Origin of the sequence: Bradyrhizobium sp. 27S5, assembly GCF_037217225.1 — a bacterium.
Lineage (GTDB): Bacteria > Pseudomonadota > Alphaproteobacteria > Rhizobiales > Xanthobacteraceae > Bradyrhizobium > Bradyrhizobium septentrionale.
Window position 1 is genome coordinate 3400840 of record NZ_CP147714.1, and the last position, 23698, is coordinate 3424537.

At 64.2% G+C, this 23698-nt stretch carries 22 protein-coding genes; 8 read left to right on the plus strand and 14 right to left on the minus strand.

Going from position 1 to position 23698, the window contains the following annotated elements:
* Positions 1 to 4 precede the first annotated feature (4 nt).
* Both WDM24_RS15615 and WDM24_RS15620 read left to right on the plus strand, forming a co-directional pair.
* Positions 5 to 733, plus strand: coding sequence for a class II aldolase/adducin family protein (locus WDM24_RS15615; RefSeq protein WP_338831779.1), 729 nt, complete (start codon positions 5 to 7; stop codon positions 731 to 733).
* Complete coding sequence (locus WDM24_RS15620; protein ID WP_338699274.1) at positions 730 to 2238, plus strand: glycerol-3-phosphate dehydrogenase; 1509 nt, start codon at positions 730 to 732, stop codon at positions 2236 to 2238. Before WDM24_RS15615 ends, WDM24_RS15620 begins: the two co-directional genes overlap by 4 nt.
* A 52-nt stretch (positions 2239 to 2290) precedes the next feature.
* Here WDM24_RS15620 and WDM24_RS15625 read toward each other — a convergent pair whose 3' ends face one another.
* The 5 genes from WDM24_RS15625 to WDM24_RS15645 form a co-directional block, all read right to left on the minus strand.
* On the minus strand, positions 2291 to 3175 hold the full coding sequence (locus WDM24_RS15625) for an ABC transporter ATP-binding protein (protein WP_414645725.1): 885 nt from the start codon (positions 3173 to 3175) through the stop codon (positions 2291 to 2293).
* Positions 3160 to 4062 carry an ABC transporter permease gene (locus WDM24_RS15630; RefSeq protein ID WP_338699277.1) on the minus strand — a complete coding sequence of 301 codons (903 nt, stop codon included), beginning with the start codon at positions 4060 to 4062 and terminating at the stop codon, positions 3160 to 3162. Before WDM24_RS15630 ends, WDM24_RS15625 begins: the two co-directional genes overlap by 16 nt.
* Entirely contained in the window at positions 4059 to 5480 is a 1422-nt protein-coding gene (locus WDM24_RS15635; protein ID WP_338831781.1) for an ABC transporter substrate-binding protein, read from the minus strand. Before WDM24_RS15635 ends, WDM24_RS15630 begins: the two co-directional genes overlap by 4 nt.
* Positions 5481 to 5645: 165 nt before the next feature.
* Complete coding sequence (locus WDM24_RS15640) at positions 5646 to 6422, minus strand: Crp/Fnr family transcriptional regulator (RefSeq protein WP_338699281.1); 777 nt, start codon at positions 6420 to 6422, stop codon at positions 5646 to 5648.
* A 209-nt stretch (positions 6423 to 6631) separates the two neighbouring features.
* Positions 6632 to 6937, minus strand: coding sequence for a gamma-butyrobetaine hydroxylase-like domain-containing protein (locus WDM24_RS15645; protein WP_338699283.1), 306 nt, complete (start codon positions 6935 to 6937; stop codon positions 6632 to 6634).
* Between the two features lie 221 nt (positions 6938 to 7158).
* On the opposite strand from WDM24_RS15645, the gene WDM24_RS15650 reads away from it, so the two are divergent.
* From WDM24_RS15650 to WDM24_RS15665, 4 genes are all read left to right on the plus strand, one after another.
* A complete protein-coding gene (locus tag WDM24_RS15650) occupies positions 7159 to 7926 on the plus strand; it encodes a ferredoxin--NADP reductase (RefSeq protein WP_338831782.1) in 768 nt (255 codons plus the stop codon).
* Positions 7927 to 8036: 110 nt separating this feature from the next.
* Complete coding sequence (locus WDM24_RS15655; protein ID WP_338699287.1) at positions 8037 to 9779, plus strand: fumarate reductase/succinate dehydrogenase flavoprotein subunit; 1743 nt, start codon at positions 8037 to 8039, stop codon at positions 9777 to 9779.
* Between the two features lie 86 nt (positions 9780 to 9865).
* Positions 9866 to 10099, plus strand: a complete 234-nt coding sequence (locus WDM24_RS15660) for a 4Fe-4S dicluster domain-containing protein (RefSeq protein WP_029078433.1) — start codon at positions 9866 to 9868, stop codon at positions 10097 to 10099.
* Positions 10100 to 10101: 2 nt separating this feature from the next.
* Complete coding sequence (locus WDM24_RS15665) at positions 10102 to 11079, plus strand: HEAT repeat domain-containing protein (RefSeq protein WP_338699290.1); 978 nt, start codon at positions 10102 to 10104, stop codon at positions 11077 to 11079.
* A gap of 18 nt (positions 11080 to 11097) precedes the next feature.
* On the opposite strand, the gene WDM24_RS15670 is transcribed toward WDM24_RS15665, so the two are convergent.
* From WDM24_RS15670 to WDM24_RS15705, 8 genes are all read right to left on the minus strand, one after another.
* Entirely contained in the window at positions 11098 to 12372 is a 1275-nt protein-coding gene (locus WDM24_RS15670; RefSeq protein ID WP_338831784.1) for an aspartate aminotransferase family protein, read from the minus strand.
* Positions 12373 to 12376: 4 nt separating this feature from the next.
* Positions 12377 to 13444 (minus strand): phosphotransferase, encoded by a 1068-nt coding sequence (locus WDM24_RS15675; protein WP_338699294.1) that lies wholly within the window; start codon positions 13442 to 13444, stop codon positions 12377 to 12379.
* 20 nt (positions 13445 to 13464) lie between these two features.
* The gene (locus WDM24_RS15680) at positions 13465 to 14343 is read right to left on the minus strand and encodes a glyoxylate/hydroxypyruvate reductase A (protein ID WP_338699296.1); all 879 of its coding nucleotides are present in this window, start codon (positions 14341 to 14343) and stop codon (positions 13465 to 13467) included.
* Between the two features lie 60 nt (positions 14344 to 14403).
* Complete coding sequence (locus tag WDM24_RS15685) at positions 14404 to 16023, minus strand: ABC transporter ATP-binding protein (protein WP_338699298.1); 1620 nt, start codon at positions 16021 to 16023, stop codon at positions 14404 to 14406.
* 3 nt (positions 16024 to 16026) lie between these two features.
* On the minus strand, positions 16027 to 16866 hold the full coding sequence (locus tag WDM24_RS15690; protein WP_338699300.1) for an ABC transporter permease: 840 nt from the start codon (positions 16864 to 16866) through the stop codon (positions 16027 to 16029).
* Entirely contained in the window at positions 16863 to 17834 is a 972-nt protein-coding gene (locus WDM24_RS15695) for an ABC transporter permease (RefSeq protein WP_338699302.1), read from the minus strand. Before WDM24_RS15695 ends, WDM24_RS15690 begins: the two co-directional genes overlap by 4 nt.
* Before the next feature lie 79 nt (positions 17835 to 17913).
* The gene (locus tag WDM24_RS15700; RefSeq protein WP_338831785.1) at positions 17914 to 19464 is read right to left on the minus strand and encodes an ABC transporter substrate-binding protein; all 1551 of its coding nucleotides are present in this window, start codon (positions 19462 to 19464) and stop codon (positions 17914 to 17916) included.
* Between the two features lie 59 nt (positions 19465 to 19523).
* Positions 19524 to 20297 carry a class II aldolase/adducin family protein gene (locus tag WDM24_RS15705; protein WP_338699307.1) on the minus strand — a complete coding sequence of 258 codons (774 nt, stop codon included), beginning with the start codon at positions 20295 to 20297 and terminating at the stop codon, positions 19524 to 19526.
* Positions 20298 to 20454: 157 nt separating this feature from the next.
* Between WDM24_RS15705 and WDM24_RS15710 the strand changes: the two genes are divergently transcribed.
* Both WDM24_RS15710 and WDM24_RS15715 read left to right on the plus strand, forming a co-directional pair.
* On the plus strand, positions 20455 to 21150 hold the full coding sequence (locus WDM24_RS15710; protein WP_338699309.1) for a GntR family transcriptional regulator: 696 nt from the start codon (positions 20455 to 20457) through the stop codon (positions 21148 to 21150).
* Positions 21151 to 21193: 43 nt separating this feature from the next.
* Positions 21194 to 22219 carry a histone deacetylase family protein gene (locus WDM24_RS15715; protein ID WP_338699311.1) on the plus strand — a complete coding sequence of 342 codons (1026 nt, stop codon included), beginning with the start codon at positions 21194 to 21196 and terminating at the stop codon, positions 22217 to 22219.
* Positions 22220 to 22260: 41 nt separating this feature from the next.
* Here the strand turns inward: WDM24_RS15715 and WDM24_RS15720 are convergent, their stop codons facing one another.
* Positions 22261 to 23286, minus strand: a complete 1026-nt coding sequence (locus WDM24_RS15720; protein ID WP_338831786.1) for a transglycosylase SLT domain-containing protein — start codon at positions 23284 to 23286, stop codon at positions 22261 to 22263.
* Positions 23287 to 23698: the final 412 nt, after the last annotated feature.

The following is a 23698-nucleotide window of genomic DNA, read 5'->3' on the forward strand; positions in this document are numbered from 1 at the left end:
CCGTATGACCCGTGAGGAACGACAATTGCGCGAGGCGATCATTGCCAAGTGTCGATGGATGAATGCGTCGGGTCTCAACCAGGGGACATCTGGCAACATCTCCGCCCGCTACAAGGACCGGATGCTGATCACGCCGTCGGCGACCCCCTATGATTCGATGAAGCCGGAGATGATCGCGTCGATGCCGCTCGAAGGCGACTACGGCGCGTGGGAGGGGCCGCTGCAGCCGTCTACCGAATGGCGCTTCCATCTCGACATCACGCGCGCCCGGCCCGATGTCGGCGCCATCGTCCATACCCACTCGACCTACGCGACCGTGCTCGCGATCGCGCGCAAGCCGATCCCGGCCTGCCACTACATGATGGCGGCGTTCGGCGGCACCGACATCCGCTGCGCCGGCTATGCGCGCTACGGCACCAAGGAACTGTCCGACCATGCGATCGCCGCGCTGGAGGGCCGCAATGGCTGCCTACTTGCCAACCACGGCATGATTGCGCTCGGCGCCAATCTTGACAAGGCGATGTGGCTCGCAGTCGAGCTCGAGACCATCGCGCGGCAGTATTACCTCTCGCTTGCGCTCGAGTCGCGCGTGATCCTGAGCGACGAGGAGATTGCCGACACCGCGAAGGGCTTCTCCACCTATGGCTTGCAGGCGCCAAAGCCAAATAAGGCCCGCGCGACGGCAAAGGCCGCGCCGCGCCGTGCCGAGAAGCGGCGTAGCGGCAGGCGATGACAGGGACTGCGCCGGTCGCCGGCGGGGACTATGGACTGGTCGATCTCGCAATCGTTGGTGGCGGCATCAACGGCGCCGGCATCGCCCGCGACGCCGCCGGCCGCGGGCTGAAGGTCCTGCTCTGCGAGAAGGACGATTTCGCCGAGGGCACCTCGTCGCGCTCGGGCAAGCTGATCCATGGCGGGCTGCGCTATCTCGAATATTACGAGTTCCGCCTGGTGCGCGAGGCATTGATCGAGCGCGAGGTGCTGCTCGCCTCCGCGCCCCACATCATCTGGCCGATGCGCTTCGTGCTGCCGCATTCGCCGGAGCAGCGGCCGGCGTGGCTGATCCGCACCGGGCTGTTGCTCTACGACCATCTCGGCGGCCGCAAGCAACTTCCGGCGAGCCGCAGCCTGGATCTGTCGCGGGCCCCGGAAGGTGCGCCGCTGCAAGAGGAATTCCGCCAAGGCTTTGAATATTCCGACTGCTGGGTCGACGACGCCCGGCTGGTGATCCTCAATCTGATCGATGCGGCAGAGAACGGCGCCTGCATTCTGCCGCGCACGCGGGCAGTGCGCGCGCGCCGCGACGGCGAAGTCTGGCTGCTCGAGATGCAGAGCGAGGGCGGCGCGACGCAGGTTGTACGATCCCGCGCGCTGGTCAACGCCGCCGGACCATGGGTTCAGGACGTCATCCAGGGCGTGGCGGGACTGAACTCCGCCCAGAGCGTGCGGCTGGTCAAGGGCAGCCACATCGTGGTGCCGAAATTCTGGAATGGGCCGCAGGCCTATCTGCTGCAAAACAGCGACCGCCGGGTGATCTTCGTCAACCCCTATGAGGGCGATCTGGCGCTGATCGGCACCACCGACATTCCCTATCAAGGCCGCGCCGAGGACGTCGCGATCGACCAGGACGAGACCGATTATCTGTTGCAGGTGCTACGCCGCTATTTCCGGACACCGCCGCAACCGGGCGAGATCGTGCATGCCTTCTCCGGAGTCCGACCGCTCTATGACGACAATGCCGACAATCCGTCGGCCGTGACGCGCGACTATGTGTTCGAGATTCACGGCGCCGAGGGTGCGCCGCCGCTGCTCTCGATCTTCGGCGGCAAGATCACGACCTACCGCCGGCTGGCGGAGCAGGCGCTGCAGCGGCTCGCGCCGTGGTTTCCCAAGATGTCGTCGGCCTGGACCGCGGATCGGCCGCTGCCGGGCGGCGATATCGGCGGCAGCTTCGATGATTTCTCAAATGGGCTGGCGCGCGACTATCCCGATCTGCCGCAGAAGCTCGTTCAGCACTATGCGCGCCTTTACGGCACGCGCGCGCGTGAGCTCTTGAGTTCGGCTCGCATCTCCAGCGATCTGGGCCGCCATTTCGGCGGTGACTTCTATGAACGCGAAGCGGTGTATCTTCGCGAGAAGGAGTGGGCCAGACGGTCCGCCGACTTCCTGGATCGGCGTACCAAGCACGGCCTGCATTTGACGCCCGCGCAGCGGATAGCGTTTGAGAGCGTTATCTAGGACGGGATGCGCAGCCGGCTCGGGCTTCGAAGGTCGGCAGGGATGTTCGCGCTTAAAGTATCTCGGCTAGCGAATGGCCGTGCAGTTCGATGTTCAGGCCCTGCATGCCGAGATCATTGATCTCGCCGCCCATGGCCTTCAGGCTCTCCTCGCGGATCAGTGACATGAGTCCACGGCGCAGGGCCAGGAATTCCGAGGACATCATCATCGACTGCTGGCGCGGCCGCTCCAGCGGAATCGGGATTTCGGCCTTGATCGAACCAGGGCGGGCGGTCATGCAGTAGACGCGATCGGAAAGGAAGATTGCCTCATCAATGTCGTGCGTCACGAACAGCACCGAGATCTTCAGCCGCTGCCACATGTTGGTGAGGATCTGCTGCATGATGACGCGAGTCTGCGCGTCGAGCGCGCCGAAGGGTTCATCCAGCAGCAGCACCTTCGGGCCCGTGGCGAGCGCGCGCACGATGCCGACGCGCTGCTTCATGCCGCCGGAGAGCTTTTCCGGATAGTGCTTTTCGAAGGCCTCGAGCCCGGAGAGGCCGAGCAGGGTGCGCGCGGCGCGCTCGCGCTGTGAGCGCGGCATGCCGCGCATCTTCAGGCCGAACTCGACGTTTTCCCGCACCGTCTTCCAGGGGAACAGCGAGTATTGCTGGAACACCATGCCGCGCTCGGCGCTGGGGCCGCTCACGCGCTCGCCGTCGACCGTGATAGTGCCCGTGGTGGGCTTGAGAAAGCCCGCCACCGCATTGAGGAACGTGGACTTGCCGCAGCCCGAAGGTCCGACGATCGAGACGAACTCGCCCGGCTTCACATGGATGTAGGTGTCGGTGACGGCCTGGACAGCCCCATCGATGGTCTCATAGCTCAGCGAGAAGTTCTTGACCTCGATATGCCCCTTCGGCGAGCTGATCGTGTTCTCGCTCATTTTGATCTCCATGGCATCACAAGGTATCCCGTGCCGCGGATCAACAGGCTCGACCCGAGGCCGAGGACGCCGATCGCGATCATGCCGAGCGCGATGTCGGCATACTGGACCAGCGAATAGGCTTCCCAGGTGAAGTAGCCGATGCCGTACTGACCCGAGATCATCTCGGCTGCGATCAACGATACCCAGGCCACGCCCATACCGATCGTAAGGCCGGTAAAGATGTGCGGCAGCGATGCCGGGAAATACACCTCGCGGAAGATCGAGCGCTCGCGCGCCCCGAGACATTGCGCGGCGCGCACGAGTACGGGATCGACCAGCGACATGCCGTGCAGTGTGTTGACCAGGATCGGAAAGAACGAGCCGAGGAAGGTGATGAAGACGATGCTCTGTTCGTTGGTCGGCCACAGCATGATCGCCATCGGGACCCACGCGATCGCCGGAATTGGCCGTAGCACCTCCGCCACGGGAAAGATCACCTCATGGATCAGCTTGAAGCGGCCCATGATGAGGCCAAGCGGCACACCGACGATGGCGGCGAGCGAGAAGCCGATGAAGATGCGCCGGCAGCTCAGCAGGATGTGCACGAGGAACTTGGGGTCGTGGATCGCCTTGGTGAAGCTCGCATAGACCGCAAGCGGCGAGGGCACGTTGGTGAAGCGCACGAAGAACACCACACGGTAGGTCGTGAGCAGGTGCCAGACCAGGAGGAATGCGACCAGCGAGACGACACCGATCGCGGTTGCGCGCAACCGGTCCTGGTTGAGCCGGTACCAGCGCGCGGCCAGCGCGCCGGAGGAGGCGGGCGGCGCCGCGGTGGGTGGGGAGACCGTCTCCGTGACCGCAGGCACCGCTGGCACGTTGTCCTCGGGATGTCTGAGGAGGGCGGGAGTGCTCACGTCTTGCCTCCGCCGACCGCCGTCTTCAATGCATCATCGAAGCCGAGCACCTTGCCGCCGATCGTTGCGGCATAGGTCTCGGCGTCCTTCTTGAGCAGGAAGGGCGCCACGTCCCCGTTACCCACTGCGAAGAAGGCCTGGTCGGCGAACAGCTTGATGCCGCGCGTGGTATCGAAGACATAGGCGACGTTGATTTTCTTGCCCTTCGCCTTGTAATCGGCATAGGCGCCGAGCGTGCACGCCGCGGATGCAAACGGCAGGATGCCAATCCCGTCGACCCAAACCTCGCCGGCCTTGCGCGGATCGGAGATCGGCTTCTTGCAGAACGTATCCTCGCCTGAAATCTCGTAGTTCTTCGTGCTCGAAAGCTGGGCGTCATAGTCGAGCTTCATCTCGGCATAGGCCTTGCGGATGTAGCTGTCGTCGACCCATTTCTTCGGGTCGAACTCCTTCATGCGGCCGAGATTTTGCAGCACCTTGACGTCGGCCGTGGCCGCGTCGATCAGCGCCGGTTTGATCGTGGGATCGGTGGTCATGTTGCCACTCGGGCCCAGGAAGATATAGACGACCTCCTTGCTGATCCCGGTCCATTCCTGGATTTTCTCGGCGGCGAGCTTGGGATCGTCGCGCAGCCACTGATTGGCGGCGATCACGGCCTTCATGTAGGCGACGACGACTTCCGGATATTTTTCCGCGAGATCGGTGCGAACCACGATACCGTGGAAGGTCGGCAGGTTGGTCTCGACGCCGTCGAAAATCTTTCGCGCGAAGCCGCGGAAGGGAAGCAGCTCCGCGAAGGGCACGAAGTCGGCATGGGCGTCGATCTTCTTCTCCTGGAGGTTGGTCGAACCAACCTCGGGGCTCTGGCTGACGAGCTGGAAGAAACCCGGTGCATAGCCGCGGTCCTGCATTGCCTTCAGCACCATGCCATGCGCGGCGGAGCCAAAGGGAACGCTGACGAGCTTGCCCTTGAGATCGGCGAGATCGTAGTAGGGTGAGTCCTTGTGAACGACGATGCCATTGCCGGAGCCGGACAGGCTGTAGGCGGCAACGCCGATCAGGCGGCTCTTGCTCTCGGGGTTGCTCTCGAAGGTGAAGCCGTTCACGATCAGCGGATAGTCGCCCATTATGCCGATCTGAAGCTTGTTTGCCATCATCGCATTGGTGACGGGCGGACCGGACGTGAAATTCTGCCACTCCAGCTCGAACTTGATGTTGGCGTATTTGCCGTCTTTCGGCAGGTACTTTTCGAGGAGATGCAGCTGCCGGATGACGACGCCGGCCGTGACGGTGTTGGTCGTCGTGTCCTGCGTTCCGATGCCGAGCGTGACGGTTTCCGCCGAAGCTGGGTGCGCCAGAAACAGCGCCAGCGACGTCACCGACACCACTAGCGAGAACGTGGGAAGATGGCGGACCATTCTCATCCTCTTTCGGTTGGATGTGCTGTGGTTGCCATGATTGGATGGGGAGGCGGGCACGGCAAATCCGGATTTATCGCCGCTGTCGATTAGTTGCCGGGAAATGCCGGTTGCTCACTCCTTGTGCAGTTTTGCCGGTGAAAGCCAATTGCATGTGCATCGGTGTTAATCGGACGCCTGGCCCCGCATCTCCTCCAGGACCTCGGACCGGCAGACCACGATCTGTGAACGCTTGGTCACGACGATTCCCTTCTCCTGCATGCGCTTCAGGCTGATCGTCACCCATTGTCGGGTGGCGCCGACCATGTGGGCGATGTCCGCATGGGTGAATGCCGCCGCAATCACGGTGCCGTCGGCGTCCTGCACGCCGTAGAGCTCGACGAGGTGCAGCAACAGATGCGCCAGGCGCTGGGTAATCGACCGCGTTCCCAGCATCTGGGCGAGTGCGGAGTAGCATTTGCCCTTGAAGGTGAGGCCTTCGATCAGTCCGATCGCGAGGTTCGGGATCTCCGCCGCCAGTGCGCGCAGCTCCTTTCCAGGCAGGTGCACGACGCTGCAATTGCTGGAGGCGACGCCCGACCATTGATGAACGGTGCCTTCGAACACCTCGGGCCCGCCGACGAAATTGCCGACGTGCCAGTAGGCGAGCGTGATCTCGCGCCCCAGGGGCGAGATGTAGAAGACGCGGATCCGGCCGCTCTCGATCAGCCAGATGCCGTCGTGTCGGCCACCCTGGCTGAACAGCGTCTGGCCGCGATTGAGCACCTTCCGACGGCCCTGCTTCAATACCAGTTCCCGTTCGCGCGACGTGAGCTTGTCCATCAGCGGCGGCGGCCCGCCGATCCATTGCTGGTTCTCGGTCAACAGCAGCGAGGACCCGCCCGCAGGCCGGACTGTGACGGGAATGGTCCCGCGAGCCGCACTGGCCGCCAGTAGCAACATCGAGCCGCCTCCGAACCGTTCAAACCGTTCTAAAGAGGAGCAATGTCCGTGCCAGAGCAGGTTGGCAAGTGGGGGACGGCCGGCCGTTGACGCCGGCGTCATGTTGAGACAGCACCGAGAGTGCCGGCCCGGAAAGTTCATCACTGAAAACGAGGGATATATGGAATAGGGGTTCGCCCGTCGGGGCCCCGGATAGAAGGGAAGGTCGGTTAGTGCCCTGCCAGGCTCAACAGATAAATTTTTGGGTAGATTCCGCGATTGTGCCCATCGGAGAATGAGATGTTAAGCCCGTAGCCCAAATCGCCGATCCCGGTGATCGCGATGCCGGGAAATTGTTCGGGGAAGCGGCCGTCGAAACGGGCGCGGGTGCAGTGGGCGCATTTGCAGGCGAGGCGAAGCTGCTCCGCGCTGAGCGTCACCTCTTCATCGCGCGCAGTGCGCACAACAAGTGTCGCGAGATCGGCGCTGGCCTCGTAGCCGCTCACCGTCGGCGCCACCAGTGCGGTCATGGTCATGACGATCCTCCACCGTCTTGTCTGACACCGAAGCTACGGACGCAATAGCAACTAATTGCCGGATCCGGCCTGACGTCGCGGTTCTCGCGGATGCGGGTGCCTGCCTGGCGGTCATCGCTCGCGAAATGTGAAACTAATCGACCGGGAACGGCAGTTCACCGTTGCCGGATCTGCCTCTCTCCGAAACCTTGCTCGACATCGGGCAGCATGGAGAAACGAGCGTGAGCGCTTTTCAGAAGGAAACGGTCCTCTCGGTCAGGCACTGGACCGAATCCCTGTTCAGCTTCACGGCGACACGCGATCCCGGCTTTCGCTTCCAGAACGGCCAGTTCGCCATGATCGGGCTCGAGGTCGATGGCCGCCCCTTGATGCGCGCCTACAGTTTGGCGAGCGCCAATCACGAGGAGGCGCTCGAGTTCTTCAGCATCAAGGTGCCGGATGGTCCTTTGACCTCGCGGCTGCAGAGGATCAGGGAGGGCGACATCATCCTGGTCGGCCGCAAGGCGACGGGAACGTTGATCGCCGGCAATCTCATCCCGGGCAAGCGGCTCTTGCTGCTGTCGACCGGCACGGGGCTCGCACCGTTCGCGAGCCTGATCAAGGACCCGGATGTCTATGAGAGCTACGAGACCATCGTACTCGCCCATGGCTGCCGCCAGGTTTCGGAGCTGGCTTATGGAGAGCACCTCGTCGAGAGCCTGTGCAACCACGAATTCCTTGGTCCGCTGATCAAGGATAAGCTGATCTATTACCCGACTGTCACCCGTGAGCCCTTCAGGAACCGCGGCCGCATCACCGACCTGATCACTTCCAACCAGCTCTTCGACGACATCGGGCAGCCCGCTCTCGACCGCGAGTCCGACCGCATCATGCTCTGCGGCAGCCCTGCGATGCTCGAAGAGCTCCGCGAGCTGTTCACGGCGCGTGGCTTTGTCGAGGGCAACCACAGTGAGCCGGGTCATTTCGTGATCGAGAAGGCCTTCGTATAGCGGTGAAGGGCAAATCGCTCTCCGGCGACAACTAATTGCTATCGCCGTGGGACCACCCGGGCAAATCTCATGTAAAGGCGCCGGTCGCGCCGGCGAAACAGGGACAGACAATGGCACTAGATCAGATCGTCGACGGACTTTCGGAGGTTTCCTGTGATGTGCTGGTGATCGGTGGCGGCACGGCCGGACCGATGGCGGCGCTCAAGGCCAAGCTCAAAAATCCGAAGGCCGATGTCGTGCTGCTTGAAAAGGCCAACGTGAAGCGTTCCGGCGCGATCTCGATGGGCATGGACGGGCTCAACAACGCCGTCATTCCGGGTTATGCAACGCCAGAGCAGTACACCAAGGAGATCACGATCGCCAACGACGGTATCGTCGATCAGAAGGCGGTCTATAAATACGCCCAGAACTGCTACAAGATCATCGAGGAGCTCGACAGTTTCGGAATCCGCTTTCTGAAGAACGAGAACGGCGACTTCGCCGTCAAGAAGGTGCACCATATCGGGACCTACGTGCTCCCGATGCCGAATGGCGAGACCGTGAAGAAGGCGCTGTATCGCCAGCTGCGCCGCGCCCGCATCCTGATCTCAAACCGCTATATGGCGACGCGGTTGCTGAAGTCCGCCGATGGGCGCGTGGCCGGCGTCATCAGCGTCAATACGCGCACCGCCGAATTGCTGGTGATCAAGGCGAAAGCCGTGATCCTGTGCATGGGCGCCGCCGGCCGGCTCGGACTTCCGACCTCGGGCTACATGTTCGGGACCTACGAGAACGCCGCCAATTCCGGCGACGGCTATGCCATGGCCTATCATGCCGGCGCTGCGCTCGCGAACCTCGAGTGCTACCAGATCAATCCGCTGATCAAGGACTACAACGGTCCGGCCTGCGCCTATGTGGCCGGGCCTTTCGGGGCCTATACCGCGAACAACGAAGGCTCACGCTTCATTGAATGCGACTACTGGTCGGGCCAGATGATGCTCGAATTCTACAATGAACTGCTCTCGGGCAAGGGCCCGGTCTTCCTCCAGCTCAAGCACCTCCACGAGAAGACGATCGAGGAGATCGAGTCGACGCTGCACAAGGTGGAGCGGCCGACGCGCGGCCTGTTCCAGCAGGGGCGAGGGGTCGATTATCGCACGGACTCGATCGAGATGCACATCTCCGAGATCGGCCTCTGCTCTGGCCACAGCGCTTCCGGCGTATTCGTCGACGACAACGCGCGCACCACCGTGCCGGGCCTTTACGCCGCGGGCGACATGGCGAGCGTGCCGCATAATTACATGCTGGGCGCCTTCACTAACGGTTCCGTTGCCGGCACCGACGCGATGGAGTTCGCCGAGAGCCACGATCTCGCGGAATTTGACCCCGCTTCAGTCGCGCTTGAACGGGAGCGCATCCTGGCGCCGACCAGGCGTGAGGACGGCATTCCGCCGAACCAGATCGAGTACAAGACCCGCCGCCTGGTGAACGACTATCTCCAGCCCCCGAAGGTCACGCGCAAGTACGAGCTCGGCATGCGCCGTCTCGCCGAGGTCCGTGAAGACATGGAGACGCGCATGATCGCGCGGAACGCGCACGAACTGCTCCGTGCGCTCGAAGTGCAGTCGATCATGGATTGCGCCGACATGGCGGCCCACGCCTCGCTGTTCCGCGAAGAGAGCCGCTGGGGCCTCTATCATTGGCGCACGGATTTTCCGGAGAAGGACAACGAGAACTGGTTCTGCCACACGCTGTTGTCCAAGCAGAACGGCAGGATGACGAGCACGAAGCGCGCCGTGGAACCTTATGTCGTGCCGATCGCCGACGACGAGAAGGATCTCTACGACAAGCAGCGCATCCGCGCCAGCGCGTGATTCTTGTTTGACGCGTTTTCTTCGCGCGAACCGGTATCCACTTCGCTCGAAAACGCTTTCGCCGCACAACAACAGGAGATTGGACGATGCCTCTCGCTTCCTATCAGACGTCGGTCCCGGTGGTGGTCGACGAAGCCAAATGCATCGCGGACAAGGGCTGCACGGTGTGCGTCGACGTCTGCCCGCTCGATGTCTTGCGGATCAGCGACATGACCGGCAAGGCCTACATGGCCTATGACGAGTGCTGGTACTGCATGCCGTGCGAGGCGGATTGCCCGACCGGTGCGGTCACCGTCAATATTCCCTATCTGCTGAGGTGAACATGTCGAGCCCGTTCGAATCCTACGACGATCTCGAGGACGCCGACGAGCGGCTGCAAGCCGCAGACCCCGCCGAACGCCGCGTCGCCATCATCGCGCTCGGTCATTCCGGTGATTCCGCCGCGGTCGGTCATCTCGCCAGGATGGTGTCCGATCCTGATGCCGGCGTGCGCCAGCAGGTCGCGATGGCGCTTGGAGAGTTCGATGGGCCGGACGCGGCTGATGCCCTGGCGAAATTGCTCGTCGACCCCGAGAGCGTCGTGGCGTCGGCGGCAGCCGACAGCATGGCGGAGTTCAAGGATCCCGCCTGCGCGGACGTCATCCTGCCGCTGGTCAAACATGCCCATGCCTTCGTCCGTATGGGCGCATTGCGCGCGCTGAAGGAACTACGCCGCAAGGACACGCTGAAGCCGGCGCTGGAGGCGTTGCAAGACCAAGACGCCGCCGTGCGCGTGCAGGCGATCGGCGTCATCGGCTTCCTGAAGCTCGAGGAGTCCATTCCGGCGCTGACTGCGCTGATCCATGACCCTGACGCGCATGTGCGGCGCGCGGCGGTGAGCGCGCTCGCGTTTTCGCAGATGAAGCCGGCGGCAGAGACGATCACGCGTGCGCTCAAGGACGAGGACTGGATGGTGCGCGAGATGGCGGCCGAAACGCTCGGGCTCAACGCCAACGGTGCGCTGGCGGCGGATCAGCTGATCGCGTCGCTTGCGGACGGGTTTTGGCAAGTGCGCCTCAAGGCGGTCCGCAGCCTCGGCAAGATGAAGATGGAGGGCGCCGTGCGCCCCATAGGCAATTGTGTCAACCACGATCAGGCCAACCTGCGCAAGGAAGCCGCCGCGGCGTTGGGCGAGATCGCTCATCCCGATGGCGAGGCGTTCCTGGCGATCGTTGCCGACGATCCCGATCCCGATGTCAGAAAGAACGCGCGCTGGGCCCTTCAGCAGATCGTGGCGAAGAAGGCGAAAGCGAAATCGTAGGGCAGCACGTTTGTAGTGTCAGGCAGGCGAGATCTGCAGGAGCGCTTGATTCAGCGTGTCGACCAGCAGGTCCGCATGCTCGGTTCCGAACACCAGCGGCGGACGGATCTTCAACACATTGGCGCCGGGACCGGCGGCGCTGATCAGCACGTGCCGCGCGCGGAGCGCGTTGACGAGCTCCGCCGCTTCTTTGCCCGCGGGTGCACCATTACGGCGAAGCTCAACACCGAGGAACAGCCCGGCACCGCGAACCTCCGCGACCAAATCATGCCGGGAGCGCAACGCATCAAGCTTTTCGCGCAGATAAGCGCCGGTGCGCCTCGCGTTCTCGACCAGGCCTTCCTGTTGGATGATGTCGAGCACGGTGGTCGCCGCCGCTGCGGAGACGGGATTGCCGCCAAAGGTGTTGAAATAGCGCGAACGTGCGCCGAATTCCCTGAGCAGCGCCGGGCGCGCGGCCATTGCGGCAACCGGGTGGCCGTTGCCCATCGGCTTGCCCATCGTGACCATGTCGGGAATGACGCCATGACGGGCAAAGCCCCACAGGCCGTGGCCGCAGCGGCCGAAACCAGGCTGCACCTCGTCGGCGATGAACAGCGCGCCTGCGGCGTGTGTTGCTTCTACGGCCGGCGCCAGAAAGCTGGGCGGATCGGCGAACACGCCGTCGCTGGAGAAGATGGTGTCGACCAGGAGCGCGGCCGGGCGAATTCCGCTGCGTTTCATGTCGTCGAACGCGGCGCGTACATGGCCGGAAAAAATCTCGCCGGTGGCATCTCCGGCAGACTGCGGCGCCGGCACGAGCCGGACATGGGCCGCGGTCGGCTCCGGCAGGCCGAGCGACGGCGACAATTCGGCCAGTGCGCCGGTGACGCCATGATAGGCGGTCCTGGTCACGATGACGCCGGTGCCGCCGGTGCAGGTCCGCGCCACGCGTAGCGCGAGGTCGTTGGCCTCGCTGCCGGTGCAGGTGAACATCACATGGCCGATCTCGGCCGGGAAGCTGGCGAGCAACCGTTCCGCATAGTCGAGGATGGACTCGTGCAGATAGCGGGTGTGGGTGTTGAGCTCTGCCGCCTGCCGCGCGATCGCCTCGACCACGCGCGGATGGCAGTGCCCGACGCAGGCGACGTTGTTGTAGGCATCGAGATAGCGGTCGCCGGCCTGATCGTACAGCCAGACGCCGTCGCCACGCACGATCTGCACCGGCTGTTCGTAGAACAACCGGTAGGCCGGGCCGAGCAGGCGATTGCGCCGCGCGATCAGGTCTTGCGTCGAGGCATTCTCCACCGGCATCGCTTTACTCTCCCTGGCAGGCGCGTTCGATCTGTTGTCTGGCCTGGTCGCGCGAAAGACGAGCGATCCGCCCAAGCCGTGCCGAAGCCGCCTTGTTGTTGCGCAGAATATACTCCCGGTTCTCCGGATAGCGAGCCGCCCTTAGGTTGCTGATCACGACCGTCATCACCATGCGCGTCGCGATCAGGTCGAACAGCACCGTGCGCTCATCCGGCGCGAGGGGCATCACGGCGTGGTAGCCCGCGATCAGCTCGCAGGCTGGGGCCAGCGCATCGTCGCTGTCGGCGACCTGGTAGGCGCATGCGATTGCAAGGTCATTGATGCGGGCCGTGGAGGTGAGGTCGCCGAAATCGATGATGCCCGCGATGCGTTCGTGATCGGTTGGGACGACGACGATGTTGTGCGGGTTGAGGTCGTTGTGCACGGGCTGCGCCGGAAGCTGCGACAGGCGCGGCCGGGCGTGGGTCTCGAAGCCGTCGAGGAAGCGTTCCACGACGTCGCGCTGGGCAATCGGAACGCTGTCGAGCAGCGGGCGCAATTCGGCTGCGTGCTGGATGTCCCACAGCAGCTTGTGGCCGGCCCCGGGGTGGCGGAAGTCGTGCAACGCCCGGGCGAGGCGCGCCGCCCAATGGCCGATCTCGCGGCGCAAGGCGGTCGACGGCGGCGTCACCTGGTGCATCGGCGTGCCGGCAAGGAAGGACAACAGGCGCACCACGCGGGTCGAACCGTCGTCGAACGTGACCTCGAGCTCAACCGCGCCATTCAGCGCAGGGAAAACCCGTGGGATCGGCAGTGCCGAATCGTTGGCGGCAGCATGACGCAGCGCTTCGGTCTGCAGATTGGTGACGGCGCGGTCTTCCGCGGGATTGGCGATCTTCAACACATAGTCGCGCCCGTCGGGCGTGCGCAGCCTGAAATTCTGGTCGCGTTCGCTGTCGAGCCGGCGCACTGCCGCCGGCAGGCCATAATATTCCTCGGCCAGCGCCTGCGCGCGCGTCTCTGGGATCGGCGAGGCGGCCCGCAGCCCATCGAGCGGGTGCGCGGCAGCGATGGTCGGCGGGGAATTTGGCACTTGGCGTTCCTGTCCCGCAATCAATAACCGCGCGCACGGTCGATGGCGTGCGGCGGGCGCCGCCCGGCGCTGACGGCATCGGCCGTTGCCGCCAGCGTGGACGCGACGGCATGGACGCTGACGTCGCTGGCATCATGCGGCGTGATGGCGATCTGTGGATGGTGCCAGAACGGGTGTGCCTGGGCCAGCGGTTCGGCGGTGAACACATCGAGCGCTGCACCGGACAAATGGCCGCGGTCGATCGCCGCGAGTAAATCGTCTTCCACCAGATGCTCGCCGCGACCGACCTGGATCAAATAGCCACCGCGGCGCATTTGAGCGAAAAGCTCGCCGTTGAGGATGCCGCGCGTCTCCGACGTCAGGGGCAGCAGGTTCACCAGGACCTCGGTCTCGGCGAGCATGGCGACGAGGCCCGCCGGCCCGTGAAAGCTGCGGCTCGATGACGAGATCGCCTTGGCGGTGCGGCTCCACGACATCACGGGGAAGCCGAGATGCACGAGGTCGGCGGCGACGCGCTGGCCGATCTCGCCATTGCCGAGGATACCCACCGGGACGTCCTGCGCTCGCCGCTGGTCGCGGCGTTGCCAGATCCGGTCGCGCTGCTGGGCGCGAAAGGCGGCAAAGCCGCGCTGATGTCCGATCACGTGCCAGGCGATGAAGCCCGACATCAACTGCGCCTGTCCGGGATCGACCACGCGCACGACCTCGACGCCGGAGCGCAGGCTGGGGCAGGCGATGATGTTGTCGACGCCGGCCGCGATCGAGCACACGGCTTCCAGGTTCGGGTAACGCTCGAACGCATCGGGGGGCGGATGCCAGGCCAGCGCGAGCCGGACGTCTTCGGCCGGTGCATCGGCCGTATGGTCCACGACTTCGATGCGAGGCGCCGTGCGCGCCAACGCCGCGCCAATGTAGCTGCGCAGATCGAGGGTCTTGCTGACGAGAACGCAACGCATCGATCAGGCCGCCCGCGATGACGCGATCTGGCCGGGCACCGCGGCGAGCAGTTCACGGGTGTAGGCGTGCTCCGGCGCCGAGAACAGGGTTGCCGTCGGCTTCAGCTCGACGATGGCGCCGCGCTGCATCACCGCGATCCGGTCGCAGATTTGCGCCGCCACCCGCAGATCATGGGTGATGAACAGCATCGAAAGGCCGAGCCGCGCCTTGAGGTCCTCGAGCAGGTTCAGCACCTGGGCCTGCACCGAGACGTCGAGCGCCGAGACGGCTTCGTCGGCGACGATGATTTCCGGCTCGAGCGCAAGCGCGCGGGCAATGCCGATGCGCTGGCGCTGGCCGCCGGAGAATTCGTGCGGATAGCGTTCCATCGCGCTGGCGTTGAGCCCGACAAGGCCGAGCAGTTCGGCGGTGCGCTGGCGCGCGACCGCGGGATCGGTGCCGTGGGCGATCGGCCCATCGGCAATGATGTGGCCGACCTTGCGGCGCGGATTGAGCGAAGCGAACGGATCCTGGAAGATCATCTGGATGCGGCTGCGCTCCTTGCGCAGTGCGCGGCCGGCGATGCGGGTGAAATCGGTTTCGCCGAGGCGGACCGTGCCCTGGTCAGGTTCGATCAGGCGCATCACGAGCCGGGCGACGGAAGATTTGCCGGAGCCGGATTCACCGACCAGGCCGACGGTCTCGCCCTGCAGGATGTCGAAATTGACCTGCCTCGCGGCCGCGACGCGGCGTTCCGGCTGGAACCAGCCGCCGCCGCTGACATAGGTTTTGTCGAGACCGACAATTTCGACCGCTCTGGCGCGGCCGGTGAGCGGCGCGCGCTGTGGCGGCTGCATCGAGGGAACAGCCGCCAGCAGCGCGCGGGTGTAGGAATGCTGCGGACGCTGCAGGACGTCGTCGGCTGCGCCCTGTTCGACCACCTTGCCATGCTGAAGCACGACCACGCGATCGGCGATGTCGGCGACGACGCCAAAATCGTGGGTGATGAACATGACGGCCATGTTGCGGCGGCGCTGCAGGTCGCGGATCAGCTCGAGGATTTGTGCCTGCGTGGTAACGTCGAGCGCCGTGGTCGGCTCGTCGGCGACCAGCACGGCCGGCTCCAGCGCGAGCGCCATCGCGATCATGGCGCGCTGGCGCTGGCCGCCGGAGAGTTGATGTGGATAGGCCCGCATCGAGCGCTCGGGATCGGGCAGGCCGACCTCGCGCAGCAGCTGCAGCGCCTTCTGCTTCCGCGCCTTCGGCGTCAGCAGATTGTGGGCCTCGAACATTTCGGCAATCTGCTCGCCGATCCGCATCAGGGGATTGAGCGCCGTCATCGGTTCCTGAAACACCATGGCGATGTGGCGTCCGCGCAGCGCGAGCCATCCGGTATCGTCGAGGGTGAGCAGGTTCTGGCCGTCATAGGCGATCTCGCCGGCCTCGCGGGCGATGCTGTCGGGCAGCAGGCCCAGCAGCGCGTGCGCACACATCGATTTGCCGGAGCCGGACTCGCCCACCACGCAGAGGATCTTGCCGGGCGTCAGCTCGAACGAGACGCCGTCGACGGCGTAGGGGCGGTCGGAGCCGGGCGGCAGCGCAAGCTTGAGGTTTTTGATCGAGACGACAGGTGCGGCAGGCATGGGTTAGCGCCCTTCCTTGCTGAGGCGCGGATTGAGCGCGTCGTTGAGGCCTTCGCCGATCAGGTTCAGCGCCAGGACCGAGAGCAGGATCGCGATGCCGGGAAACAGCGTGATCCACCAGGCCTGGCGGATCACGGTGCGGCCGGCGCCGACCATGTACCCCCAGGACATCAGATTGGGATCGCCGAGGCCGAGGAAGGAGAGCGAGGATTCCAGCAGGATCGCGGTCGCGACCATCAGCGAGGCCAGCACGATCACCGGCGACAGCGCGTTCGGCAGGATCTCGCGCCAGATGATCCAGCTGTGCGACTGCCCGGTGACGACGGCGGCCTGGACATATTCGCGGGTGCGCAGCGAAAGCACCTCGCCGCGGACGAGCCGCGCCACCGGCGGCCAGCTCACGATCGCGATCGCCAGCACGATCGAGACGATCGAGGGCTGCAGGATCGCGACCAGCACGATCGCGAGCGCAAAGCTTGGCACGGTCTGGAAGAACTCGGTGAAACGCATCAGAGCGTCGCCGATCTTGCCGCCGAAATAGCCGGCGAGCGCGCCGACGGGTATGCCGACCGCGAGCGCCGCCATGGTCGAGACCAGGCCGACCAGCAGCGAGACGCGGGCGCCGTAGATGATGCCGGCGAGCACGTCGCGGCCGAGCGCGTCGGTGCCGAGCGGCAGGCCGGATATCGTGAACGGCGGCACGAAAGGCCGCTGCACCATGCGCCAGGGCGATGTCGGGAACAGCAGCGGGCCGAACACTGCAATTGCGATCGCAAGCAGCAGGATCACGAGGCCGATCACGCCGCCGGGGTTGCGCAGCATCGTTCGCGAGAATTTGCTCATGAGGCGAACTCGATGCGCGGGTCGACCGCGCGGTAGATCAGGTCGGTGATCAGGTTGAAGGCGAGCACCATCGCCGAGCAGACCACGAACACGCCGAGCAGCAGATTGTAGTCGCGCTGCAGCAGCGCCTCGTACATCAGGCGGCCGATGCCGGGCCAGGCGAACACGGTCTCGGTCAGCACGGCGCCGCCGACCAGCGTGCCCGCCTGCAGGCCGGCCAGCGTCACCACCGGCAGCAGCGCGTTGCGCAGCACGTGGCGCCGCTGGATCACGGCATCACGCAGGCCCTTGGCGCGCGCCGTTTTGACGAAATCATGCCGCTTCACCTCCAGCATCGAGGCGCGGGTCATGCGGGCGTAGGTCGCCATGAAAAACAGGCCCATCGTCGTCGCCGGCAAAATCAGATGCGCGCCGACGTCGAGCACATGGGCGAGGCCGGTGTAATTCGCGCCGACGGTCTCGTAGCCGAAGCTCGGCAGCCAATCCATCGCGACCGAGAAAAAGAGGATCGCCATCAGCGCGACCCAGAACAGCGGCGTGGCATAGAAGATCAGCGCCAGTATCGTGATCGCAGTATCGGCCCAGGTGCCGGCAAAGCGCGCGGCCAGCGTGCCGAACAGAACGCCGAGCAGCAGCGAAATCACGAAGGCCGTGACGGTCAGCAGCAGCGTCGCTGGCAGCCGCTCGGCGATCAGCTTGGCGACCGGCATCTGCTGGCGGAACGAGAAGCCGAGGTCGAGCGTCGCGATGCCCTTGACGTAGCGATAGAGCTGGACCGGCAGCGGCTGGTCGAGTCCGAATTTCTCGCGCAATTGCGTGACGAAGATCTTGTCGCTGGCGCCGGCCTCGCCTGCCATCACCATCGCCGGATCGCCCGGCGCCATGCGGATCAGCATGAAGTTGAGGACGACGATCGCGAGCAGGACGACAACGGCCTTGGCAAGTCTCTGGGCTATGAATGCGAGCATCGATGACTTCGGTTGCGTTCGGGGAGGAAGCGAAAAGTAGCCGCGGCGTCTTGTGCACGCCGCGGCCCGGTGATGAATCTTATTTGTCGAGCCAGGCGTCGCGGAAGCCGTCGTTGACGCCGATCGCGGTGGTGACCAGATTCTTGACGTTGCAGCGGGTGATGGTCGGGAACTGAAGCTCGAGCTGCCAGGCCACCGGCACGTCGTCAGTGAGGATCTTCTGCGCCTTGAGATAGATCTCTTCGCGCTTGGAATCCGGGAAGGCGGTGGCGCCGTCGGCGAACAGCTGGTCGATCTCGGGGTTCGAGTAACCTTCGACGTTGTTGAACGGCGAGCCCTTGGCAATCTGGCTCGAGACGTAGTTGCGGCCGACGCCGAGCGCCGGATCGCCATACTGATAGAGATAGGTGAAGGCGATGTCGTAGTCCCAGTCGGAGACCTTCTGATTCCAGCCGGGCACGTCGGTTGCGATCATCTCGGCATTGATGCCGACATCCTGCAGGTTCTGCTTCACGGCCTCGGCCCAGCGCTGCCAGGTTTCGCCATACGGCAGCGGCAGCAGGCGGACCTTCTCGCCATTGTAGCCGGCCTCCTTCAGCAGTGCTTTCGCCTTGGCCGGATCGTAGTCATAGGTGGTCACCTTGTCGGTGTAGTACTTGATGGTTGACGCCGACGGGCCGGTCGCAACCTTGGCGAGACCGTTCCAGATCACGTCCTTGGCGAAGTTGCGGTCGATCGCATACATCAGCGCCTGGCGGAATTTCTTGTTCGCGGTCGGGCCCTGGCGGTTGTTGAGCCACAGCCAGGAATGCGGGCTGAAGAATTCCCAGCCGGCGCCGGTGACGCAGACATTCTTCAGCTTGGACAGGCGCGGCACGTCGAAATTCTCCACCGAGCCGCCAGGCAGGATGTCGATCTTGCCGGTCTCGAACGCCACCGCGCGCGCGGCAGCGTCGGGAATAACGTGCCAGTAGATCTCATCGAGATAGGGCTTGCCCTTGATGTAGTAGCTCGGGTTCTTGACCAGGCGAATGAACGAGCCCTTCTGCCATTCCTTGAACATGAAGGGGCCGGTACCAATCGGCGTGTTGTTGGCCGGATTGGTCTTGTAGTCGGTGCCTTCGTAGATGTGCTTGGGGATCATCGGCAGCGAGCCGACCTCGAAGATGCCGAGAAACGGACCGAACGGCTGCTTCAGCGTGAACACAACGGTCGAGTCATCGGGCGTCTCGACCTTGTCGAGTTGGGCGAGGTTGCCGCGGGCGCGTGGATGGGTCTGCTTGAGGAAGTCGATCGAGAACGCGACGTCGGCCGAGGTGAACGGCTTGCCGTCATGCCAGGTGACGCCCTTGCGCAGCTTGAACGTATAGATCTTGCCATCCTCGCTGACGCTCCAGCTTTCGGCGAGACCGGGCAGGGGCTCGAGCTTCGGCGAGTAGCGCAGCAGGCCTTCGTAGATGTTGCCGGCGACCATCTGGGTCGGGCCGTTCTGCACCAGGCCGACCATCAGGCCGGGCGGCTCCGGCTGGATCACCGCGTTGAGCACGCCGCCGGATTTCGGCTCCTGGGCGAATGCCGCGGTGCTCAGGGCACTCGCGACCAGAAGGCTCAGCAATACTCGCTTCAACATGTGCAATCTCTCTTGTTGTTCGTTTCGCCCGGCCACGGCTCCGGGAAGCGGGCTGACGACTAGTTCATGAAATCGGGATCGGTGCGCTCCAGCATGCGCTTGAAGGCTGCCCACTCGGTGTCGGGCACGCCCTTCGTCTCGATGCTGTCGTAGAAGGTTGCGTATTGGCCGGCGGTCTTGTGCGCGACCGCATCCGACAGCGGCGCGATGGCGGCGCCGGCGGCCTGGATCGCGAGCTGCGCGCGGCACGAGCGCTCGAGGTTGTGCATCAGCTTGAACGCCTCGGCGACCGAGCGGCCGCAGGTCAGCATGCCGTGATTGCGCAGCACCATCACGAACTTGTCGCCGAGATCGGCGATCAGGCGCTGACGCTCGTCGAGATCGAGCGCGATGCCCTCGTAGTCGTGATAGGCGAGGCAGCCGGTGAACTGCATCGACCATTGATTGAGCGGCAACAGGCCCTGCTTTTGGCAGGACACCGCGACACCGGCCACGGTGTGGGTGTGCAGTACGCAGGCGACGTCCGGCCGCGCCGCATGCACGGCGCTATGGATGGTGAAGCCGGCAGGATTGATGCCGAGCCCGAGCGGATCGTCGATGACGACGCCGTCGAGATCGACAGTGACGAGTTTGGAAGCCGTGACCTCCTCGAAGCGCAGGCCGTAGGGATTGATCAAAAAGCGGTCATGCCGGCCGGGCAGCCGCACCGAGATGTGCGTGTAGATGCTGTCATCGAGCCCAAGCCGATGGATCAGCCGGTAGGCCGCGGCGAGGTCGATACGGAATTGCTGGTTCTGGTCCTTCACGGCCTCGGGCCGCACATGCGTCGTCATCGTTGTGGCTAGTCCCTGTCCGCGGGCCGTTTCTGTTGCGTTGCAATACCCGCGCCACTAAACTGTCGACAATCTAAGAATTGATCAAGTCTAAACTGTCGACAATCGGCGATTAAATAATGTACAAGGGTCAAAACGGACCCTTTTGATGCGCACAATGTCCCCTCCGGTTGGCTTGCCGGCCCTCAATGAGACCGATCTGGTCGGCCAGGTCGCACGTCGGCTGACCGAAGCCATTGTCCAGGGGCGGCTGCCGCCGGGGTCAAAGGTCGTCGAAGCGGGAGTGGCACGCGAGCTGGGTGTGAGCCGGGCGCCGGTGCGCGAGGCCGCGCGATTGCTGGAGCAGCAGGGGCTGCTCGTCGCCCATCCGCGCCGCGGCTTCTTCGTTCGTCAGTTTGCCGCCGACGATATCGACGAGATCTACGATCTGCGTCTCTGCGTCGAACGGCACGCCGCAGTGCTTGCCGCGCGCAATTTGACGCCGGAGACCCGCGACATGCTCCGCCGGCAGATCGAGGTGCTGCACGAGATGGCCGATCTCGACGATCCGGCGCGGCAGGTCGAGGAAGACTACCGGTTTCACCGCCTGATCTGCGAGATCGCCGGCAACAAGCGCATGCTGCGGCTGTTCGATGATCTCGCCTCCGAGCTGCGCATGGTGATCGGCCTGATCGGTCGGCTCTACGACGATCCGCACGAGATCGCGCGCACCCACGAGCCGGTGCTCGCCGCGATCGAGGCCGGTCATCCCGAGCGCATTGTCGCCCATATCGATCACCACCTCGGCCATGCCTGGCGCGAAGTCGGCCGGCTGGTGCGCGAGATTCCGCCGTGGCCCGCCGCGGCGAAGTGACTGCGCACCTCGCGCAATCGGATTCAGCGAACAGGAGTAGCTTGTGAAGGCCGTCTATACCGAACTGCACCGCAGCCACGATCCGCAATTCTTCCTCGTGCGCGGTGTGGTCACGCGCACCACGGAGCAGCCCGAACGCGCCGATCGTTTGCTGGCAGGATTGAGGGCAGGCGAGCACACGCTGGTCGCGCCGACCGCATTCGGACAGGGGCCGCGCGCCCGCGTGCACAGTCCCGAATATCTGAGCTTCCTTGCCGAAGCTTGGGACGCCTGGTCCGCGCTCGGTGATTCCGGGCCGGAGATGATCGCGAACATGCATCCGGTTCGTAACGCCGGTACCTATCCGACGCACATCGTCGGCAAGCTCGGCTGGCACACCATCGACACCTCATGCCCGATCGGGCCGGGCACGTGGGCCGCCGCATGCTCGGCAACCGACGTTGCGACGACCGCCGCGCAGATGGTGATGGAGGGCGAGGATGCGGTTTACGCGCTGTGCCGTCCGCCCGGCCATCATGCCTATCGCGATCTCGCCAGCGGCTTCTGCTTTCTCAACAACAGCGCGATCGCGGCCGCGCATCTCCGCCTCAAGCACGAGCGCGTCGCGATCCTCGATGTCGACGTGCATCACGGCAACGGCACGCAGGGCATCTTCTACGAACGGTCCGACGTGCTGACCGTTTCGATCCATGCCGATCCGACCTTCTTCAACCCGTTCGTCTGGGGCTACGCGCATGAGCGCGGCGCGGGATCGGGGCTTGGCACCAATCTGAACATTCCCCTCGCGATCGGCACCGGGGATGACGGCTATATCCAGGCGCTTGCCACTGCGGAAAAGATGATCCGCGCCTTCGAGCCGGGTGCGCTGGTTGTCGCGCTCGGCCTTGATGCGTCCGAGCACGACCCTCTCGCGGGTCTTGCCGTCACCACCGGCGGATTTGGACGCATCGGCAGCGCCATTGCACGGCTTGGACTTCCGACCGTGTTGGTGCAGGAGGGCGGATATCTGTCCGACATACTTGGGAAGAACCTGACGTCGGTTCTCGGCGGATTCGAAGCCGTTCGCTAGCTGAATCCGTCGCGCGCTGTCCGGGGTAGACTACTGCGGGCTTAGTTCCGGTCGTTCGCGGCAAGCTTCACAAATTGACGTCTCATCCGGTTGACCTTGGCAAGGTACGCCGCGACGAGGTGATCGCCGCAGTGTTCGCCGGCGGCCGGTTGGAAGCCGCGGCGCACGAAGGCCGGTCCGGGACCGGTGCCGCAGAGATGGATGAGAGCAGCGAGGTCTTGCTTCTGTTGCGGATTTGCCGTGCTCTTCGGCGCGGCCGCGAGAACTCTGGCAACGCCGCGATCCAGGGATACCGCAGTGAGTTCCGTGGCATGGCTCGGTAGCGTGCGAACATACAGGCTGTTGAACCAGCAGTCCGTCGCAACGACCGCGTGCTGGCGGATGCAATAGCTGTTCGCCTCCGCGAACGTAGCGTCAATCATCTGATAAAGGCCGACGGCACTCGAGGCGGGCTTGTAGATCGCGAGAGGATTCCAGCTCGGCCGCCAGCGCCAATAGGTGCGCGCCACCGGATTGCCCGAGCTCTCGGTCTGCGCCAGCGCCGCGAGCAGCTCAGGCGTGATGGTGTCGGTGGAGTAGGTGCGGAAATGTGCTCCGTACTGCCGCCAGGTCTCTGGCGGCTCCTTGTCGAGCGCGGTGCCAACAAGGAAGAACAGCTCGGTCGGTTTGCGGACAACCTGAAAAACAAGGTTAGCCAGCGGAAGGAGTGCGACGATCGTTGCGCCGACGATCGCAACCCGTATCGCGATCGGCATCGCACCCAGCTTCGCCCAAATCCAGCGCGCGCCGTGCCAGCCGCGAGCGAGCCGAATGGTCTTGGTCCAGTGTTGCCCAACGCGCCTCTTGCGAGCGGCGGGCCTGGTGGCGGGCAACGTGGACACGGAGATCGTTAGCCTGTGAGAAATCTGATGCGGCAGGAGCCGCGACGGTTGAGTGCGATGAACCCTGTCTCGAATTCGCGCCGGTGCGGCTCCTCTGCCGCGAGCCGAATGTGAAACGCGGAGCACATTAGAGCCGAAAGATTTCCAGTGTCCTGACGAACCGGCCAGGCGAGCGAGTTCCAACACGTGCCGGCGTTGTGCATCGGTCTTTGCCGGCGCCTTCGCTCCATTGAACGTTCAGTAAAGCGTTTTGCTAAACATCGGAAATAGTCCGGCTTCCGGTGCTCCCTCGATCCAGCCGGTGCGAAAACGTCCACGCGTACCAGACCGATGATCGCGGTCGACCAGCATACAAGCTGTTTTTGCTGCATCGCGGTACTGCGTCGACGGGCGCGCAATTCCCTTTGGGCTCGCGCGAAACCCGCTTGACGGCCGTCGAAATTTAGTAATACGTTTAGTTACTAAGAAAAACTAAACATCGCGCATCGAGCTGATGTGTGGGAGGAGCCTGCCCGTCCGAACAAAGGTTTCGGATGGATCTGTCTCGTTCTTCACCCATCGCTCCTCAACTCGGCTTCAGGTTCTTTGCGTCGCTCCG